Genomic DNA, 17,973 nt, shown 5'->3' on the forward strand with positions numbered 1-17,973 from the left:
TTTACCAGTTCAGGCCCAGCGTGTAGCCGCCGGCGCCGCCGCTGTAGTACAGCACCCGCACATACACCGTGACCGCGCTGGTCCCGCTGTTGATGTAGGTGAAGCTGTCGCTCTGGCCGGCCGGGTTCTCGCTGGCGCGCAGTTGGGTGCCGCTGCCGTTGAGCAGGTAGAGGTCATAGTCCAGGGTCGCGCCCATGCCCAGGTTCACGCTGAGGGTGCGGCCCGCCGGCAGGCTGATGCGGAAGTAGTCGGTATCGGTGTTGGAGGACAGGCCGCCGTTGACCGTGCCCGGCGCATTCACCACCTGCGCGGCGGCGATGCTGTTGTTCGGCTCGGTCTCGGCGATGGTGGTCCCGCCGCCGCCCAGGATCGCGGTGATCGCCGCATCGGCATCCAGCAGACCGGTGCCGCATTGGCTGCAGGTGCCCGGGAAGGCTCGGGCGCTGCCCTTCAGCGCGGCGGTGATCTGGTCCGGCGTGGCGCTCGGCTTCGCGCTGTACAGCAGCGCCGCGACGCCGGCCACATGGGGCGCGGCCATCGAGGTGCCCTGGTAGAAGCTGTAGTTGTCGGCGCCCGGGGTGCTGGTGCCGGCATTCAGCGTCGACAGGATGCCGTTGCTGGAGCTGGAGCGCACATCGCCGCCCGGCGCCGCCAGCGCAACCACCGTGCCGTAGTTCGAGTAGTAGGCGCGCGCGCCGTAGCGGTCGGTGGCCGCGACGGTGACGACGCCGCTGCAGCTGGCCGGGGTGAAGCCGGAAGCGTTGGCATTGGAGTTGCCCGCCGCGACGATCACGCTGGCGCCGCGCGAGCGCGCGCCATTGACCGCGTTCTGCGTGGTCGTGCCGCAGCTGCCGCTGCCGCCCAGCGACAGGTTCAGCACCTTGGCCGGCGTGGCATTGGCCGGCAGGCCGCTGACCGAGCCGCCCGAGGCCCAGGTGATGCCGTCGGCGATGTCCGAGGTGTAGCCGCCGCATTTGCCCAGCACGCGCACCGGCTGGATCTTGGCGTTGAAGGCGATGCCCGCGACGCCCAGGCTGTTGTTGGTCTTGGCGGCAATCGTGCCGGCCACATGGGTGCCGTGCCAGCTGGAGTTGCGGGCCGGCTGGCCGGTGCCGCATTCGCCGGCGGTGCTCCAGTCGCCCGGGTCGCTGGGGTCGCTGTCGCGGCCGTTGCCGTCGTTGGCGGTCGCGGTCTGTGTGATCATGTCGTAGCCGGCCACGAGTTGGCCGGTCAGGTCGGCATGCGGGCGGTGGCCCGTGTCGATCACCGCGACCACGACACCGGTGCCAGTGGCGCGGTCCCAGGCGGCCGGGGCGCGGATGCCGCCGGTGGCCTCGAACAGATCCCATTGCGAGCTGTAGCTCGAGTCATTGGGCGTCAGCAGCGCATACATCTTGCGGTCGGGCTCGGCGTACTCGATGTTGGCGTCGCTGGCCTGCAGTTGGGCCGCCAGCTGCTGCAGCTGCTCGACCGACAGGGCGCGGTCCAGCTTGAACACATGGGCGCCGGTGCCCATCTGGCGCAGCAGGCTGAGCCGCGCGCCGAGCGGCGCGGCCAGACGCTGGGCCGCCTCGGTGCGGCTCGTCAGCGCCTCGCCCGCCAGGGCGCGGGCCTGCAGGGCCGGGCCGTTCTGCAACTGCACCGCGACGCTGCCGTCACGGTACTTGACGATCAGTCGATCGGTTTGCTCGGACCGGGGTCGATTCGGCTGGTCGATGTCCACGGCCGACACGCCGGCGTGGGCGGCGGTCAAGGTGGCCCAGCTCAGCGCGATGAGTTGGCTGAGATGCTTCAAACGCAACATGCTGTGATCTCCAGGGTTTGCGGGAGGAGGTCGCCGCGGATGGCGGCACCATCGGAAAAGGCGGTCGGTCGACCGCCGGCCAAACGAGCCGGGATCGTTGAGATCCCGGCCTCGCCGCCGAACCGATCCTGTGGAGAGACGGGCGTTGGGCTGGCCTCAAACGCTGGACCGGCGGGCGTCGGCGCAGTGTAGGAAGTCATGGCGGGCGCTAATCGCCCACCCTGTAAGGCTTAACATCAAGGAATACCCGTGGCGAATTTGTAGCTAAAAGTTATTGACTGAGGACATTTGCCAGAGCCTCATCCAGCGCCAGCAGCGCCTCGGCTGCCGGCAAAACGCCCACCGGGCGGCGTGCCTCGCCCCAGATCGGGTTCGGGAAATGGCTGTCGTCCGCGAAGCGCGCGATCACATGCCAGTGCAGATGCGGCACCACATTGCCCAGGCTGGCCAGGTTGATCTTGGCGGGCCGCAACCGCTCGCGCAGCAGGCGCTCGATGCCCGTCACCGCCTCCATGCAGGCCAGGCGCTGGGCCGCATCGAGATCGCTGAACTCGGCCACATGGTGGTTCCAGATCAGGCGGTAGAAGGCAGGGAAGGCGGGCGTGTCGGTCACGCGCACGACGCGCCACAGCGGCGTGCGCAGGACCAGCAGGCCGCCGTCGTCGCGGCACAGGGGGCAGTCTGTCTGGGCGGTCTGGGGATTCATCGGTGTGGGCGGCACCAGGGCCGGCTGCTGAGATCGCGGCACTGTAGCGCCCGCCGCGGACGGGCCGGGGATTGACATCGCGCGCAGTAGTTCACAAATGACAGCGCTACCCATGCGCCAGGCACGCGACCTCGCTCGACAATGCGACCGACCTTCGCACAGAAGGCAGGATCTTTTGATCCAGGCGCTTGACATCACCGTCTCGACGCCGGGCCAGCCACCGCTCGCCCTCACCCAATCCATAACAGGCCGGAGACAGCCGCCCTCTTGCGAACGCTAGCGCAAGAGGGCCGGCTCGCGCCTGTCCGCCCGAAAACCGTTGCCGCTTCGATGATGAATGTGAAGAACTCCCCAGCCAGACCCGTGCCCCAGCGCAGCGTCGCGCACCGCGTGTCCCTGAGTGCCAGCCTGGCGATCGCCACCCTGCTGGTGGCGATCTGCGCCGCCCTGTCCTGGACCCTGACCGAGCAGGCCAGCCGCCGCAACACCGACCTGATGGCCAGCGAGGCCGCCTCGGTGGCCCGCGTGGCCGATGCGCTGGACCGCACCGCGCGCGACTCGGCCAAGCAGCTCTACGAGGTGCTGGGCGCAGAGTATCCCGGCGCCTTCAACCTGGCCGGCGACGGCGAGCTGCAGCATGAGGGCCAGGCACTGGCCGGCCGCTTCGAGCTGGTCGACCGCTTCCGCCAGAAGACCGGCGGCGTCGCCACCCTGTTCGCCCGCCAGGGTGAGGACTTCCTGCGCATCGCCACCTCGCTGACCAAGCAGGACGGCTCGCGCGCGGTCGGCACCCGGCTGGGCGCCCAGCATCCGGCCTATGCCAAGGTGGCGGCCGGCGAGAGCTATGTCGGCCCGGCCACGCTGTTCGGCGTGCCCTATATGACGCGCTACCAGCCGCTGAAGGATGCGCAGGGCCGGGTGGTCGGCATCCTCTTCATCGGCTTCGACATGCGCGGCCTGCAGCAGGAGCTGGTCAAGCTGGCCGACGCCGAAAAGCTGTTCGGCAGCGGCGGCCTCTACATCATCGAGCCCGGCAAGACGCCGGCCGAGGCCCTGCTGCGTGCCCATCCCAGCGCGCAGGGCAAGCAACTTGCCGAGCTGCTGGGCCCGGAGCGGGCGGCCGGACTGCTGCAGGCCCTGGATAAGGCACCGGACGGCGTGCTGGCCGAGGCGCCGGCGGTCTATGACCCGCGCCATGGCGACGCCTTCGCGGTGGCGCGGCGCAGCGCGGCGACCGGCTGGTGGGTGGTGGCCGAGGCCTCGCGCGCGACCTCGCTGGCCGCGCACATGAACACCCTGTGGGCGTTGTGGGGTCTGATGCTGCTGGCCGTGCTGCTGCTGGGCCTGGGCATCACCGCGCTGCTGCAGCGCTGGGTGGGCCGACCGCTGGCCGCGCTGAACCGCGCGGTGCAGGCGGTGGCCGAGGGCGACCTGAGCCGGCCGGTGGCCGTGACGCAGCGGGACGACCTGGGCGCGCTGGCCGAGGGCGTCGAGACGATGCGGCGTCAGCTGGCCTCGACGATCGCCGAGGTGCACCAGGCCAGCGACGGCATCGGCACCGCCAGCGCCGAGGTGGCGGCCGGCAGCCGCGACCTGTCACAGCGCACCGAGAGCTCGGCCAGCCATCTGGAGGAAACCGCCAGCGCGCTGGAGGAGCTGGCCGGCTCGATGGGCCAGACCGCGGCCTCGGCGGCGCAGGCGCATCAGCTGGTCGACGCCTCCGACCATGCGGCCCAGCATGGCGGCGCCGTGGTGCAGCAGGTGGTCGACACGATGACGCAGATCAGCGGCGCCAGCCGCCAGATCGCCGAGATCATCGGCACCGTCGACGCGATCGCCTTCCAGACCAATATCCTGGCGCTGAACGCCGCGGTCGAGGCCGCCCGCGCCGGCGAGCAGGGTCGGGGCTTCGCGGTGGTCGCCACCGAGGTGCGCCAGCTGGCCCAGCGCAGCGCCGAGGCGGCCCGACAGATCAAGGGCCTGATCACCGCCAGCGGCGAGAAGGTGGACGCCGGCGCGCGCCTGGTCGGCGACGCCGGCGCGGCGATGCAGGACATCCTGGCCAAGGTCAAGCATGTCAGCGGCATCATCGGCGAGATCTCCACCGCGGCGCGCGAGCAGGCCCAGGGCGTGAGCCGCATCAACGAGGCCGTGGCCCAGCTGGACCAGGGCACGCAGCAGAACGCCGCGCTGGTCGAGCAGAGCACCGCGGCGGCCGAAAGCCTGCGCGAACAGGCGCAGCGCCTGGTGCAGCAGGTCGGCCGCTTCAAGGTCTGAGGTGCGGGATTTCGATGGGACTTTCGGCACCCTGCCGAAGGTCACATCACTAGCAAGACCTGACCCCAGAGGCCCGCATCGGGCCTTCATTTCGTCGCACGCAGCCGCAACTCGTCGCGCCGCTTCGCGGGCTGGTCGCGTGCGCCTTGGTACGCGGGAACGCCTTGCCTACGCTGATGACAAGCCGACCGATCCAGCCATCCCCGCTGGCCGCGGCCGGAGTCCTTGCCTTCAACGTCAGCCGGAGTTTTCCACCATGAAGTCGTCGTCTTTCCCTTCCCTTCCCCATCTGCTCGCCGCCCTGCTGCTTGTGGCCGGTGCCGGTCAGTCCGCGCTGGCGGCCGATGCCGCGCAGGACCAGCTCGGCCGCGTCGAGGTCCATGGCCAGCAGCGCGCCGACCTGACGCCGCCGCGCACCGATGTGCGCGCCGTCTGCCCCGGCGCAGACCAGGATCTGCAGGATTCGCTGGCCAAGGCCTGGTATCAGCATCAGCAGCCCGGCGTGGTGCGCGTCGACTTCAAGCTCGACGGCCGCCAGGTCAGCGAGGTCAGCACCAGCGGCAGCGCACGCCTGCACTACGGCCAGGCGGTCCGCCGCGCGATGTACGGCCTGAGCTGCAACACCGGCAGCGCCGGCGCGCAGCGCTTCAGCGCCCTGATCAGCTTTGCCGAGGACGACGCCAGCCACCCGCGCAAGGACGGGCAGGTGGTGGCGCTAAGTCAACCCTGAACCAGCCCTGAGCCGGCTCAGACCAGCACCCGCTCGATCCCGCCCGCGTTGGCCTTGGCCACGTAGGCGGGCATCCAGTCCTCGCCGAGGATCTGCTTGGCCATCTCGACGACGATGTAGTCGGCCTCCAGCAGGCCGTTCTGCAGGTCGTTGCCATAGCGGCTCAGACCCTGCAGGCAGCTGGGGCAGCTGGTCAGGATCTTCAGGTCGTCCTGCGCGCCGACCTTGCCGGCCTCGCGCAGCTGGGTCTCGGCCTTGCGCAGCTCCTCCTCCTTGCGGAAGCGGATCTGGGTCGAGACATCGGGTCGGGTCACGCCCAGGGTGCCGCTCTCGCCGCAGCAGCGCTCGCTCTTCATCACCTCGGGCCCGACCAGGGCCTTGACCGTCTTCATCGGCTCCTGCAGCTTCATCGGGCTGTGGCAGGGGTCGTGATAGAGGTAGGCCTGCTTGGACTGCAGGGTAATGCCCTTCTCCAGCAGGTACTCGTGGATGTCGATGATGCGGCAGCCGGGGAAGATCTTGTCGAACTCGTAGCCCTGCAGCTGGTCGTAGCAGGTACCGCATGACACCACCACGGTCTTGATGTCCAGGTAGTTCAGCGTGTTGGCGACGCGGTGGAACAGCACCCGGTTGTCGGTGATGATCTTCTCGGCCTTGTCGAACTGGCCCGAGCCGCGCTGCGGATAGCCGCAGCACAGATAGCCGGGCGGCAGCACGGTCTGCACGCCGGCATGCCAGAGCATGGCCTGCGTCGCCAGGCCGACCTGGCTGAACAGGCGCTCGGAGCCGCAGCCCGGGAAGTAGAACACCGCCTCGGTCTCGGCCGTCGTGTCCTGCGGGTTGCGGATGATCGGGACATAGTTCTTGTCCTCGATGTCCAGCAACGCGCGCGCAGTCTTCTTCGGCAGGCCGCCCGGTAGCTTCTTGTTGATGAAGTGGATCACCTGCTCCTTGATCGGCGCCGGGCCCAGGGTCGCGCGCGGCGCGGCGGTCTGCTTCTTCGCGAAGCCCTTCAGCAGGTCATGCGCGAAGCGCTGCGCCTTGAAGCCCACGCCCACCATCGCGCTGCGCGCCAGCTTGATGGTTTCTGGGTTGGTCGCGTTGAGCATCAGCATCGCCGCGGCATTGCCGGGGCGGAAGCTCTTCTGGCCCATCTTGCGCAAGAGGTTGCGCATATTCATCGTGACGTCGCCGAAGTCGATCTTGACCGGGCAGGGGTTCACGCATTTGTGGCAGACCGTGCAATGGTCGGCCACATCCTCGAACTCCTGCCAATGCTTGACCGAGACGCCGCGGCGCGTCTGCTCCTCGTAGAGGAAGGCCTCGACCAGCAGCGAGGTGGCCAGGATCTTGTTGCGTGGGCTGTACAGCAGGTTGGCGCGCGGCACATGGGTGGCGCAGACCGGCTTGCACTTGCCGCAGCGCAGGCAGTCCTTGACGCTGTCGGCGATCGCGCCGATGTCGCTCTGCTGCATGATCAGCGACTCATGGCCCATCAGCCCGAAGCTCGGGGTGTAGGCATTGGTCAGGTCGGCGAAGGTGCCGTGGGTGGAGGCCTCGGGCCGCAGCAGCTTGCCCTTGTTGAAGCGGCCCTCGGGATCGATGCGCGCCTTGTAGTCGGCAAAGGGCGCGAGCTCGGCCTCCGAGAGGAACTCCAGCTTGGTGATGCCGATGCCATGCTCGCCCGAGATCACGCCGTTCAATGAGCGCGCCAGCTTCATGATGCGGGCCACCGCCTCATGGGCCGTCTGCAGCATCTCGTAGTTGTCGGAGTTGACCGGGATGTTGGTGTGCACATTGCCGTCGCCGGCATGCATGTGCAGCGCCACCCAGACGCGGCCGCGCAGCACCTCCTTGTGGATGCGCTTGCACTCGGCAATGATGGGCGCGAAGGCCGCACCGGCAAAGATGTCCTGCAGCGGCTTCAGGATCTGCGTCTTCCAGGACGCGCGCAGGCTGTGGTCCTGCAGCTGGTCAAAGAAGCTGCGCTCCGCGCCGCGCGGCAGGTCCAGCTCCTGCATCCATTGCCGCCACAGCGCCCGCACCTCGGCCAGCAGCGCCAGCGCCTGCTGCACCCGGTCCTCCAGCAGCTCGGCGCTCGGGATCTCGCCGGCATCGTCGCTCCTGCCCAGCGGCAGGTTGCCGCGCTCGAACAGCGCCGTCAGCGCCTCCACCAGGGCCAGCTTGTTGCGCAGCGACAGCTCGACGTTGATGCGCTCGATGCCCAGGGTGTACTCGCCCATGCGCTCCAGCGGGATCACCACGTCCTCGTTCACCTTGAAGGCGTTGGTGTGCTTGGAGATCGCCGCGGTGCGCTTGCGGTCCAGCCAGAACTTCTTGCGCGCATCGGGGTTGATCGCGACGAAGCCCTCGCCGCTGCGGCCGTTGGCCAGGCGCACCACCTCCGAGGTCGCGCGCGCCACCGCGTCGGCATCGTCGCCGACGATGTCGCCGATCAGCACCATCTTCGGCAGGCCGCCGCGCTTGCTCTTGGTCGCATAGCCCACCGCCTTCAGGTAGCGGTCGTCCAGATGCTCCAGGCCCGCCAGGATCGCGCCGTTCTCGCGCTTGGCTTCGGCGAACATGAAGTCCTTGATGTCGACGATCGAGGGCACGCAGTCCTTCGGGTTGCCGAAGAACTCCAGGCAGACGGTGCGGGTATGCGCCGGCATCTTGTGCACCACCCAGCGTGCGCTGGTGATCAGGCCGTCGCAACCCTCCTTCTGGATGCCGGGCAGGCCGGCCAGGAACTTGTCGGTGACGTCCTTGCCCAGGCCTTCCTTGCGGAACAGGCGGCCGGGGATGTCCAGGCGCTCGGTGCGCTCCAGCTTCCGCCCCGAGGCGTCGAAATAGCGCAGCTCGAAACTGGCCACCTCGACATCGTGGATCTTGCCCAGGTTGTGGTTCAGGCGGATCACCTCGAGCCACTTGGCATCGGGCGTCACCATCTTCCAGCTCGCCAGATTGTCCAGCGCCGTGCCCCACAAGACGGCCTTCTTGCCGCCAGCATTCATCGCGATATTGCCGCCGATGCAGCTGGCCTCGGCCGAGGTCGGGTCGACCGCGAACACGAAGCCATGCTGCTCGGCCAGGTCGGCCACGCGCTGCGTGACCACGCCGGCCTGGCTGAAGATCGTCGCGACCGGCCGGTCCAGGCCCGGCAGCACCTGCATCTCGACGCCGCGCAGGGTCTCCAGCTTCTCGGTGTTGATCACCGCGCTGTTCCACACCAGCGGCACCGCGCCGCCGGTGTAGCCGGTGCCGCCGCCGCGCGGGATGATGGTCAGGCCCAGCTCGATGCAGCCCTTGACCAGCTGGGCCATCTCGGCCTCGCTGTCGGGCGTCAGCACGACGAAGGGGTACTCGACGCGCCAGTCGGTCGCGTCGGTCACATGGGCCACGCGCGACAGGCCGTCGTACTTGATGTTGTCCTTGGCGGTGTGGCGGCCCAGCACCTTGGTGGCACGTCGGCGCAGCTCGGCCACCTGGGCGAACTGGTCCGCGAACTGCCGCACGGCCGCGCGCGCGGCGGCCAGCAACTCGCCGACCGAGGCGTCGCGCTGGGCATCGCTGGACGGGTCGCGGCGCTTCTCCACCTCGTTCAGGCGGTGCTCCAGGGCCTCGATCAGCAGCTGGCGGCGCTTCGGGTTGTCCAGCAGGTCGTCCTGCAGGTAGGGGTTGCGCTGCACCACCCAGATATCGCCCAGCACCTCGTACAGCATGCGTGCCGAGCGCCCGGTGCGGCGCTCCTGGCGCAGCCGGTTCAGCAGCTCCCAGGCCCGCGAGCCCAGCAGGCGGATCACGATCTCGCGATCGGAGAACGAGGTGTAGTTATACGGAATCTCGCGCAGGCGCGGTGCGTCGTGGGCCTCGCCCTGGACGGCGAGGTCGGCTGTGGGCATCGGCAGATGCTGCGGTGCATTCATGGCGGCCGGGCGCTTAGCGCACCCTGGGTTGGCTGGCGGCCCTGGGCAAGGCCTCCGGCGAGCTGGAGTTCGGCGTTTCGGGGGGCGACGCACCGGGCTTGTGGCCACGGATGAGCGGGAAATGGGTCGGTCCCAGGCGTCGGACCGTAAATCCTACCGCAGCGCAGCATGTCCAGCGGGCCGCGGGGGATTGCGCCACCGGCAATTGCCGCGATCGATGCACCAAATTACGGCATCGACGCCCGGTTACATCACATCTTTCCTATCACGACCGCACCATCCCAGGGCCGCGCCCTATTGATCCGGCGTCGCGCCCATGTCACAACGCGGATGTCACAATTGTCAAATACGCTTGCCGCCGCCGAAATCCCCTCTCGCCGGCGCGCGAGTTACGTCGAATAACGGAGCACCCGACAATGTTCAAGAACAAGTCCCAGCAACTTGCCACCGCCCTGCTCGTGGCCGGTCTCGCCAGCGGCGCGCAGGCCCAGACCGAGGTCCAGTGGTGGCACTCGATGGGCGGCGCCCTCGGCGAATGGGTCAACGACCTGGCCAAGGACTTCAACGCCAGCCAGAAGGACTACAAGATCGTCCCGACCTTCAAGGGCACCTACGACGAATCGATGACCGCCGCGATCGCCGCCTTCCGCGCCGGCAATGCACCGCATGTGCTGCAGGTCTTCGAGGTCGGCACCGCGACGATGATGGCCAGCAAGGGCGCGATCAAGCCGGTGGCCGAGGTGATGAAGGAAGGCGGCGTCAAGTTCGACCAGGGCGCCTATGTGCCCGCGGTGGCCGGCTACTACACCGCCCCGAACGGCCAGATGCTGAGCTTCCCCTTCAACAGCTCGACCACGGTCTTCCACTACAACAAGGATGCCTTCAAGGCCGCCGGTCTGGACCCCGAGAAGGCACCCAGCACCTGGCCCGAGGTGGCGCTGGCCGCCGCCAAGCTGAAGGCCGCCGGCCACAAGTGCCCGTTCACCACCAGCTGGGTCAGCTGGACCCAGTTCGAGAGCTTCTCGGCCTGGCACAACGTGGAGTTCTCCAGCAAGAACAACGGCTTCAGCGGCCTGGACACGCGCCTGAACTTCAACACGCCGCTGCATGTGCGCCATATCGAGAACCTGGCCAACATGGCCAAGCAGGGCCTGTTCATCTACAAGGGCCGCGGCAACGCCGCCGACGCCAGCTATGTCTCGGGCGAATGCGCGATGATGACCGGCAGCTCGGGCCTGTATGCCAACGTCAAGCGCAACTCCAAGTTCGGCTTCGGCATTGCGCCCCTGCCCTACTACCCCGACGTGACCGGCGCGCCGCAGAACACCGTGATCGGTGGCGCCAGCCTGTGGGTGATGGCCGGCAAGAAGCCCGCCGAGTACAAGGGCGTCGCCGCCTTCTTCAGCTACCTGGCCAAGGCCGACGTCGCGGCCGAGAGCCACAAGCGCACCGGCTATCTGCCGGTCACCAAGGCCGCCTATGAGCTGACCGAGAAGAGCGGCTTCTACAAGGCCAACCCGGGCACCGACGTGGCCGTGACGCAGATGATCCGCAAGACCACCGACAAGTCGCGCGGCGTGCGTCTGGGCAACTTCGTGCAGATCCGCACCATCATCGACGAGGAAATGGAACAGGTCTGGGGCGGCAAGAAGGCGCCCAAGGAAGGCATCGACGCCGCGATCAAGCGCGGCAACGAACAGCTGGAACGCTTCCAGAAGGCCAACAAGTAAGACAACGCTCAAGCCCGACCGGGCTTGAGGCCCCAAGAGACCCGCCGCTTCCGGTCAACCCGGGCGGCGGGTTGATGCATTTAGAAAGGACAACATCATGTCCGTAGAAAAACGAGTCCTGTTCCGCTCGCGCTGGCTGCCCTGGCTGCTGCTCGCCCCCCAGGTGCTGGTGATCAGCGTGTTCTTCTTCTGGCCCGCGGGCCAGGCGCTGCTGCAGTCGCTGCAGCAGCAGGATGCCTTCGGCCTGTCGACCGAGTTCGTCGGCCTGGACAACTTCCGCAACCTGTTCAATGACGAGAGCTACCTCGCCTCGTTCAAGATCACCGCGGTGTTCTCGCTGCTGGTGGCCGTCTGCGGCCTGGCGGTGGCGCTGCTGCTGGCGGTCATGGCCGATCGCGTGATCAAGGGCGCGATGGCCTACAAGACCCTCCTGATCTGGCCCTATGCGGTGGCACCGGCCGTCGCGGGCGTGCTGTGGCTGTTCATGTTCGCGCCCTCGATCGGCGTCGTGTCCCACACCCTGCAGGCGCTGGGCATGGACTGGAACCACCTGCTCAACAGCAAGCATGCGCTGACCCTGATCGTGGTCGCCGCGGTCTGGAAGCAGATCTCCTACAACTTCCTGTTCTTCCTGGCCGGCCTGCAGTCGATCCCGAAATCGCTGATCGAGGCCGCCGCGATCGACGGCGCCGGCCCGGCGCGGCGCTTCTGGACCATCGTGTTCCCGCTGCTCTCGCCCACCACCTTCTTCCTGCTGGTGATCAACGTCGTCTACGCCTTCTTCGACACCTTCGCGATCGTTGACGCCACCACCCATGGCGGCCCCGGCAAGGACACCGCGATCCTGGTCTACAAGGTCTACTACGACGGCTTCAAGGCCCTGGATCTGGGCGGCTCGGCCGCGCAGTCGGTGGTGCTGATGGCGGTGGTCATCGCGCTCACCGTCCTGCAGTTCCGTTTCGTCGAGAAGAAGGTGCAGTACTGAAATGATTGAACGACGCCCCGCCCTCACCTTCCTGTCGCATCTGACGCTGATCCTCGGCGTGCTGATCGTGGCCTTCCCGGTCTACCTGACCTTCGTCGCCTCCACGCAGAGCGCCGAGCAGATCGCGCAGAGCCGCCCGCTCTCGCTGATCCCCGGCGACCATATGCTGGAGACCTGGAAGCTCGCCCTGTTCGGCGGCGAGACCAGCGCCGGCGGCAAGATCCCGCCGGCGCTGCCGATGCTGAAGATCAGCCTGATCAGCGCGCTGGTGATCTCGATCGGCAAGATCGCGATCTCGCTGCTCTCGGCCTTCGCGATCGTCTACTTCCGCTTCCCCTTCAAGCAGTTCTTCTTCTGGGCCATCTTCGTCACGCTGATGCTGCCGGTCGAGGTGCGCATCGGCCCGACCTACCAGGTCGTCGCCGATCTGGGCATGCTCAACAGCTACGCCGGCCTGACCGTGCCGCTGATCGCCTCGGCCACCGCCACCTTCTTGTTCCGCCAGTTCTTCATGACGGTGCCGGACGAGCTGGTCGAGGCCGCGCGCATGGACGGCGCCGGCCCGATGCGCTTCTTCAAGGACGTGCTGCTGCCGCTGTCCAGCACCAGCATCGCGGCGCTGTTCGTGATCCAGTTCATCTACGGTTGGAACCAGTACCTGTGGCCGCTGCTGGTCACGACCCAGGAAGACATGTACCCGGTCGTGATGGGCATCAAGCGCCTGGTGGCCGGCGAGTCCTATACCGAATGGAACGTCGTGATGGCCACCGCGCTGCTGGCGATGATCCCGCCGGCGCTGATCGTGGTGCTGATGCAGAAGTGGTTCGTCAAGGGCCTGGTCGATACCGAGAAGTAAGACAACAACAAGAGCAACAACAGAGCAAACAAATATGGCAAGCATTTCTCTGCGCAATGTGGTCAAGCGTTATGGCCACGGCCCCAAGGCCAATCAGGTGATCCACGGCGTCAACGCCGAGATCAAGGACGGCGAGTTCATCGTCATCGTCGGGCCCTCGGGCTGCGGCAAGAGCACCCTGCTGCGCATGGTGGCCGGGCTGGAAGAGGTCTCCGACGGCGAGATCGCGATCGGCACGCGCGTCGTCAACGAGGTCGAGCCGGCCGAGCGCGACATCGCGATGGTGTTCCAGAACTACGCGCTCTACCCGCACATGAGCGTGTTCGAGAACATGGCCTACGGCCTGAAGATCAAGAAGGTGCCGCTGGACGACATCAAGGCGCGCGTCGACAAGGCCGCCAAGATCCTCGAACTGGCGCATCTGCTGGACCGCAAGCCGCGCCAGCTCTCCGGCGGCCAGCGCCAGCGCGTCGCGATGGGCCGCGCGATCGTGCGCAACCCGCAGGTCTTCCTGTTCGACGAGCCGCTGTCCAATCTGGACGCCAAGCTGCGCGCCCAGACCCGTCTGGAGATCCAGAAGCTGCACGCCGAGCTGGGCGTCACCTCGCTGTTCGTCACGCATGACCAGGTCGAGGCCATGACCCTGGCCCAGCGCATGATCGTGATGAACGGCGGCTATATGGAGCAGATCGGCACGCCCGAGGAGGTCTACCACCGTCCCGCCACCACCTTCGTGGCCGGCTTCATCGGCTCGCCGCCGATGAACCTGCTGACCGGCAAGGCCCAGGGCAACAGCTTCACGGTCGGCGGCGTCACCCTGCAGCTGCCCGCCCCCGCCCCGCGCGACGGCGAGCTGATCCTCGGCCTGCGCCCCGAACACCTCGATCACTGGAACGCCGCCAGTGGCTGGGCCTTCAAGGTCGAGATGATCGAGATGCTGGGCGCCGAGCGCCTGGTCTACGGCAAGCTGGGCAGCGAGAGCTTCACCCTGCGCATCGACGGCACCCTGGTCCCGCCCAAGATCGGCGACACCCTGATGCTGGAGGTCAACGCCAAGCAGCTGCACTGGTTCGACACCCAGACGAAGAAACGCGTGGAGTGACGATGAGCGCCTGGCCCATGCCCTTCTGGGTGGCGCATCGCGGCGCCGGCAAGCTGGCACCGGAGAACACCCTCGCGGCCTTCCGCGAGGGCGCGCGCCATGGCTGGCACGCCTTCGAGTGCGATGTGAAGCTGAGCGCCGACGGCGTGCCCTTCCTGCTGCACGACGCCACCCTGCAGCGCACGACGCCCGAGCGCGGCATCGCCGGCGAGCGCTCCTGGGCCGAGCTGGCGCGCATCGACGCCGGTGCCTGGCACAGCCGTGCCTATGCCGGTGAGCCCATCCCCAGCCTGGATGCGCTGGCGCGCTATGTGCTCGCCAACCGCTTCGCGCTGAACATCGAGATCAAGCCCACGCCCGGCACCGAGCGCCACACCGGCGAGGTGGTCGGCCGCGAGGTGCGGCGCCTGTGGGCCGGCGCTGGCAGCCTGCCGCTGTTCAGCAGCTTCCAGCCCGAGGCCCTGGCGGGCGCGCAGGCGAGCGCGCCCGAGGTGCCGCGCGGCCTGCTGCTGGACAAGCTCACCGACGGCTGGCTCGACACCGCCCTGGCCCTGGGCTGCCAGGCCGTGATCACGAACTACGCGCTGATGGACCGCGCCCTGGTCGAGCGCCTGCATGGCGCCGGCCTGAAGGCCCTGGTCTACACCGTCAACGACCCCGCCGCGGCCCAATGGCTGATCGGCAATGGCGTCGACGGCATCATCAGCGACGCCGTCGACCGTTTCTCCCCGGCAGCCTGATCTTCAGGCAGTGATCCGCGCGTACACGCAGGTGTCGCGCGGCTCCCCGGTCGGGGTCAGCGCATCGCGGCGCAGGATGCCCTCCAGCTCAAAGCCGCAGCGCTCGGCCACCGCGCGGCTGCGTGCGTTCAGTACATCCGAGCGGATCTCGACCCGGCGCGCCCGCAGCTCGCTGAAGGCCATCCCGGCCAGCGCCCGCACCGTCTCGCCGACATAGCCGCGCCCCTGCGCACTGCTGCGTATCCAGTAGCCGATCTCGAAGCGGCGCACCTGCCAGTCCATGCGATGCAGGCCGCTGCCGCCCAGCAGCCGGCCCGCCTCGCCCGCGGGCGTCTTCTCGTAGAACTGGTAGACCAGGTCGGTGCGGAGCAGGAAGCGCGCCACCTGGTGCCGCACCACGGTCTCGCTCTCCTCGACGCTGGGCGCGCTCTGGGCCCAGGGCATCCAGGGCTTCAGCTCCTCCAGCGACTCGCAGATCGCTGCGTTCAGCGCCTGGCCCAGGCCGACGCGCGGCATTGCGATCACCAGGCGTTCGGTGACGATCCGCTCGGGCACCTGGATCAGGACGGGATCGGGCTGGCTCATGGTTTCCTTCTTCTTCTCATTTGTTGGGCACGAACTCGGCCGGCGGGCGGCCGGGCATGGCCTCGGCACCCAGGGTCGATTCGGTCGCTTCATCGGGCTTGGGCAGCTCGCGCACCTCGCGGATCGTTGCATGGCGCCAGGCCACCAGGGTCAGCAGCAGCGCGCCACAGCCGGCGAAGGCCAGCGCGGCGCGCAGGCCCACATGCTCGCCCAGCCAGCCGCCGATCAGCGCGCCGGGCCCCGCCGGCAGCAGGATCAGCCAGCGCATCGTGCTGGTCATGCGGCCCAGCATCGGCGCCGGCGTCACCGCCTGGCGCAGCGACAGGAAGTTGATGAAGATCAGCACCGCGCCGATGCCGAAGGTGAACAGCATGAAGGCGAAGGCCGCGATGCCCAGCGCATTCGCCGGCGCCACCGACAGCAGCAGCCAGCCCAGGCCGCAGATGCCGAAGCCGGTCACCAGGCAGGGGCCGGGCCCGAGGCGGCGGCTGATGCGATGGCCGAACACGCTGGCCAGCACCGTGCCGGCGCCCAGCGCGACATAGCTCAGGCCCACGGTCTGGCCCGACAGGCCCAGGGTGCGGGTCGCGAACAGGATCTGCACCACCAGCGCCGCGTTGTGGCAGAGCTGCCAGCCGCCGACGGCCGTGGCCAGGCTGATCAAGAGGCGCTTGTCGCGCACGAAGCGGATGCCGGCCTTCAGGTCGCGCCAGAAATCGGCCTCGGGATGGACTCTCAGCTGCTCGTTGACCTTGATGCCGCGCAGGATCAGCGCCGAGACCAGCACCAGCGCCGCGTCGACCGCCAGCGCCATCGGCGCGCCCAGCACCTTGATCAGCGCGCCGGCGATGCCGGGCCCGGCCACCTCGGCGCCGGAGGAGGCCAGCGCGTTCTTCGCATGCGCCTCGACCAGCCGGTCGCGCCCCACCACCTGGGTCAGCACGATCTGCGCGGCGCTGCCGGCCGTGGTGTAGACCGTGCCCAGCACGAAGCCGACCACATAGAGCCAGGTCATCGACAGCCAGCCCATCCAGGCTGCCACCGGCACGGTGGCGACGACCAGGGCCAGGCAGGTCTCGCCCCAGATATAGACCGGCAGCTTCTTGACCCGGTCCAGCCAGACGCCGGAGGGCAGCGAGAACAACACGAAGGGAGCGATCTCCATCGCGGTCAGCAGGCCCATCTGGGTCGGGCTGGCATCGAGCAGCACCGCCGCGGTCAGCGGCAGCGCCAGCATCGTGATCTGCCCGCCCAGCGAGCTGATCAGGATCGAGGTCCACAGGCGGCGGTAGACCAGGTCGCGCAGCAGGTCGCCCGGGGGGAGCGTGACTGCGTCGGCGAACCGGTCAAACCAGGACTTGCGCCGGGCTTGCATGGAAGGTCTCCAAATGACGGGGTCGACCCGGCCCTCATGAGGCGGATCAGAACGGAACCTGGAATGGGAACGGGATGGGCGCGGCGCGTGGGGGCCGCGGCACCGGCCGGCTTGCGGCTAACGCGGCGCGCGACCGCGCCCGGTGGCCATGGAAGGAATGGCGCGGCGTCTGGTGCGGTCGAGGAGTTTGGTCATGGGGTGCTGCCGGTGGGTCGGCACATCCTACAGGCCGGCCCGGGGCTCGACAAGCGCGGGGCGGCCCGCGCACCGCACTCACGCGCGCTGATCGCGCGCCGGCCGGCGCTGCGCGCCCCAGTGCATGCCGCGGCGCCGGTAGCCCAGCGATTCGTAGATGCCGATCGCCACATCGTCCGGGTCGGCGCACATCACCAGGGTGCCCAGGCCCAGGCGCTGCAGGCCATGACGGCCGACCGCATCGATCAGCGCGGTGCACAGGCCGCGCCGGCGCCAGTCCGGGTGGGTGCCCACATGCTGGAAGCGGCCCAGCCCAGTCGTGCCGTCGCGAAACAGGCCGCAGTCGGCCACCAGCGCGCCCTCGGCCTCGGACCAGATGCCGAACCAATGGCCCAGGCCGGCGGCCTGCATCGCCGCGTAGCGCTGCATCTGGCGCTCGCGGTGGCGGCGGTAGCCGGCCGGCTCGTAGCCCATGTCGTTGGACGCGCATTGCTGCGCGACCGCGGCCTCGAGCTGCTCGGGCCGGGCCAGGTCCAGCGGCGCGAAGCGAAAGCCCGGCGGCAGCGGCGCGGGCCGTTCGGCCGGCGCCTCCAGGCTCAGCTGCGCGGTGCCGAAGATCTCGAAGCCGGCGGCCTGCCAGGCCGTCAGCGGCTCATGCGGTGCGGTGGCGTCGAAGCCGATCGCCACATGGCCGGACTCGCGCGTGTGCCGGCCCACCTCGGCCTCGAAGCGGTCCAGCCAATGCGCCAGCTCCGCGTCCCGCGGCGGCCGCGGCAGCACCAGGCAGTTGCCCCAGTAGAACAGCGGGTTGCCCGGCGTGCGGATCACCAGGCAGTCCGGCCGCGGCTGCACCAGCCCGTCGAAGCGAGCGAAGATCAGCTCGGTCTGCCAGCCGAGCGAGAGGGTCGAGGGGTCCAGCGTGGGGATGTGGTTCTGCGCCATCCCGACACGCTAACAGCTCC

13 protein-coding genes are annotated in these 17,973 nt (G+C 68.5%); 7 read left to right on the plus strand and 6 right to left on the minus strand.

What is annotated here, in order from left to right; genetic code table 11:
- Position 1: 1 nt before the first annotated feature.
- Positions 2 to 1,804, minus strand: a complete 1,803-nt coding sequence (locus G8A07_RS20780) for a S8 family peptidase (RefSeq protein ID WP_195793866.1) — start codon at positions 1,802 to 1,804, stop codon at positions 2 to 4.
- Between the two features lie 271 nt (positions 1,805 to 2,075).
- Positions 2,076 to 2,510, minus strand: coding sequence for an HIT family protein (locus tag G8A07_RS20785; protein WP_195793867.1), 435 nt, complete (start codon positions 2,508 to 2,510; stop codon positions 2,076 to 2,078).
- A 363-nt stretch (positions 2,511 to 2,873) separates the two neighbouring features.
- On the opposite strand from G8A07_RS20785, the gene G8A07_RS20790 reads away from it, so the two are divergent.
- Complete coding sequence (locus tag G8A07_RS20790) at positions 2,874 to 4,787, plus strand: methyl-accepting chemotaxis protein (protein ID WP_249937080.1); 1,914 nt, start codon at positions 2,874 to 2,876, stop codon at positions 4,785 to 4,787.
- A 256-nt stretch (positions 4,788 to 5,043) separates the two neighbouring features.
- Positions 5,044 to 5,517, plus strand: coding sequence for a hypothetical protein (locus tag G8A07_RS20795; protein ID WP_195793868.1), 474 nt, complete (start codon positions 5,044 to 5,046; stop codon positions 5,515 to 5,517).
- A gap of 17 nt (positions 5,518 to 5,534) precedes the next feature.
- Here G8A07_RS20795 and G8A07_RS20800 read toward each other — a convergent pair whose 3' ends face one another.
- Complete coding sequence (locus tag G8A07_RS20800) at positions 5,535 to 9,443, minus strand: FAD/FMN-binding oxidoreductase (RefSeq protein WP_195793869.1); 3,909 nt, start codon at positions 9,441 to 9,443, stop codon at positions 5,535 to 5,537.
- Between the two features lie 416 nt (positions 9,444 to 9,859).
- Between G8A07_RS20800 and ugpB the strand changes: the two genes are divergently transcribed.
- The 5 genes from ugpB (at position 9,860) to ugpQ (ending at position 14,856) form a co-directional block, all read left to right on the plus strand.
- A complete protein-coding gene (ugpB, locus tag G8A07_RS20805) occupies positions 9,860 to 11,173 on the plus strand; it encodes a sn-glycerol-3-phosphate ABC transporter substrate-binding protein UgpB (RefSeq protein WP_195793870.1) in 1,314 nt (437 codons plus the stop codon).
- Between the two features lie 97 nt (positions 11,174 to 11,270).
- Positions 11,271 to 12,158: a sn-glycerol-3-phosphate ABC transporter permease UgpA gene (ugpA, locus tag G8A07_RS20810; RefSeq protein WP_195793871.1), complete on the plus strand. Its 888-nt coding sequence runs from the start codon at positions 11,271 to 11,273 to the stop codon at positions 12,156 to 12,158.
- A gap of 1 nt (position 12,159) precedes the next feature.
- On the plus strand, positions 12,160 to 13,014 hold the full coding sequence (gene ugpE / locus G8A07_RS20815) for a sn-glycerol-3-phosphate ABC transporter permease UgpE (RefSeq protein ID WP_195793872.1): 855 nt from the start codon (positions 12,160 to 12,162) through the stop codon (positions 13,012 to 13,014).
- Between the two features lie 34 nt (positions 13,015 to 13,048).
- The gene (locus tag G8A07_RS20820; protein ID WP_195793873.1) at positions 13,049 to 14,116 is read left to right on the plus strand and encodes a sn-glycerol-3-phosphate import ATP-binding protein UgpC; all 1,068 of its coding nucleotides are present in this window, start codon (positions 13,049 to 13,051) and stop codon (positions 14,114 to 14,116) included.
- Positions 14,117 to 14,118: 2 nt separating this feature from the next.
- Positions 14,119 to 14,856: a glycerophosphodiester phosphodiesterase gene (gene ugpQ, locus G8A07_RS20825; protein ID WP_195793874.1), complete on the plus strand. Its 738-nt coding sequence runs from the start codon at positions 14,119 to 14,121 to the stop codon at positions 14,854 to 14,856.
- A gap of 3 nt (positions 14,857 to 14,859) precedes the next feature.
- On the opposite strand, the gene G8A07_RS20830 is transcribed toward ugpQ, so the two are convergent.
- From G8A07_RS20830 to G8A07_RS20840, 3 genes are all read right to left on the minus strand, one after another.
- Positions 14,860 to 15,441, minus strand: a complete 582-nt coding sequence (locus G8A07_RS20830) for a GNAT family N-acetyltransferase (RefSeq protein WP_195793875.1) — start codon at positions 15,439 to 15,441, stop codon at positions 14,860 to 14,862.
- 16 nt (positions 15,442 to 15,457) lie between these two features.
- A complete protein-coding gene (locus tag G8A07_RS20835; protein ID WP_195793876.1) occupies positions 15,458 to 16,816 on the minus strand; it encodes an MFS transporter in 1,359 nt (452 codons plus the stop codon).
- Between the two features lie 273 nt (positions 16,817 to 17,089).
- The gene (locus G8A07_RS20840; protein ID WP_195793877.1) at positions 17,090 to 17,953 is read right to left on the minus strand and encodes a GNAT family N-acetyltransferase; all 864 of its coding nucleotides are present in this window, start codon (positions 17,951 to 17,953) and stop codon (positions 17,090 to 17,092) included.
- Between the last annotated feature and the right edge of the window lie 20 nt (positions 17,954 to 17,973).

It is taken from the genome of Roseateles sp. DAIF2 (assembly GCF_015624425.1).
GTDB lineage: Bacteria > Pseudomonadota > Gammaproteobacteria > Burkholderiales > Burkholderiaceae_C > Kinneretia.

What these genes read in the sequence shown, in the direction of transcription:
- G8A07_RS20780 (WP_195793866.1), bottom strand. Translation starts at nt 1,804, where the DNA reads ATGTTGCGTTTGAAGCATCTCAGCCAACTCATCGCGCTGAGCTGGGCC.
- G8A07_RS20785 (WP_195793867.1), bottom strand. Translation starts at nt 2,510, where the DNA reads ATGAATCCCCAGACCGCCCAGACAGACTGCCCCCTGTGCCGCGACGAC.
- G8A07_RS20795 (WP_195793868.1), top strand. Translation starts at nt 5,044, where the DNA reads ATGAAGTCGTCGTCTTTCCCTTCCCTTCCCCATCTGCTCGCCGCCCTG.
- G8A07_RS20800 (WP_195793869.1), bottom strand. Translation starts at nt 9,443, where the DNA reads ATGAATGCACCGCAGCATCTGCCGATGCCCACAGCCGACCTCGCCGTC.
- ugpB (WP_195793870.1), top strand. Translation starts at nt 9,860, where the DNA reads ATGTTCAAGAACAAGTCCCAGCAACTTGCCACCGCCCTGCTCGTGGCC.
- ugpA (WP_195793871.1), top strand. Translation starts at nt 11,271, where the DNA reads ATGTCCGTAGAAAAACGAGTCCTGTTCCGCTCGCGCTGGCTGCCCTGG.
- ugpE (WP_195793872.1), top strand. Translation starts at nt 12,160, where the DNA reads ATGATTGAACGACGCCCCGCCCTCACCTTCCTGTCGCATCTGACGCTG.
- G8A07_RS20820 (WP_195793873.1), top strand. Translation starts at nt 13,049, where the DNA reads ATGGCAAGCATTTCTCTGCGCAATGTGGTCAAGCGTTATGGCCACGGC.
- ugpQ (WP_195793874.1), top strand. Translation starts at nt 14,119, where the DNA reads ATGAGCGCCTGGCCCATGCCCTTCTGGGTGGCGCATCGCGGCGCCGGC.
- G8A07_RS20830 (WP_195793875.1), bottom strand. Translation starts at nt 15,441, where the DNA reads ATGAGCCAGCCCGATCCCGTCCTGATCCAGGTGCCCGAGCGGATCGTC.
- G8A07_RS20835 (WP_195793876.1), bottom strand. Translation starts at nt 16,816, where the DNA reads ATGCAAGCCCGGCGCAAGTCCTGGTTTGACCGGTTCGCCGACGCAGTC.
- G8A07_RS20840 (WP_195793877.1), bottom strand. Translation starts at nt 17,953, where the DNA reads ATGGCGCAGAACCACATCCCCACGCTGGACCCCTCGACCCTCTCGCTC.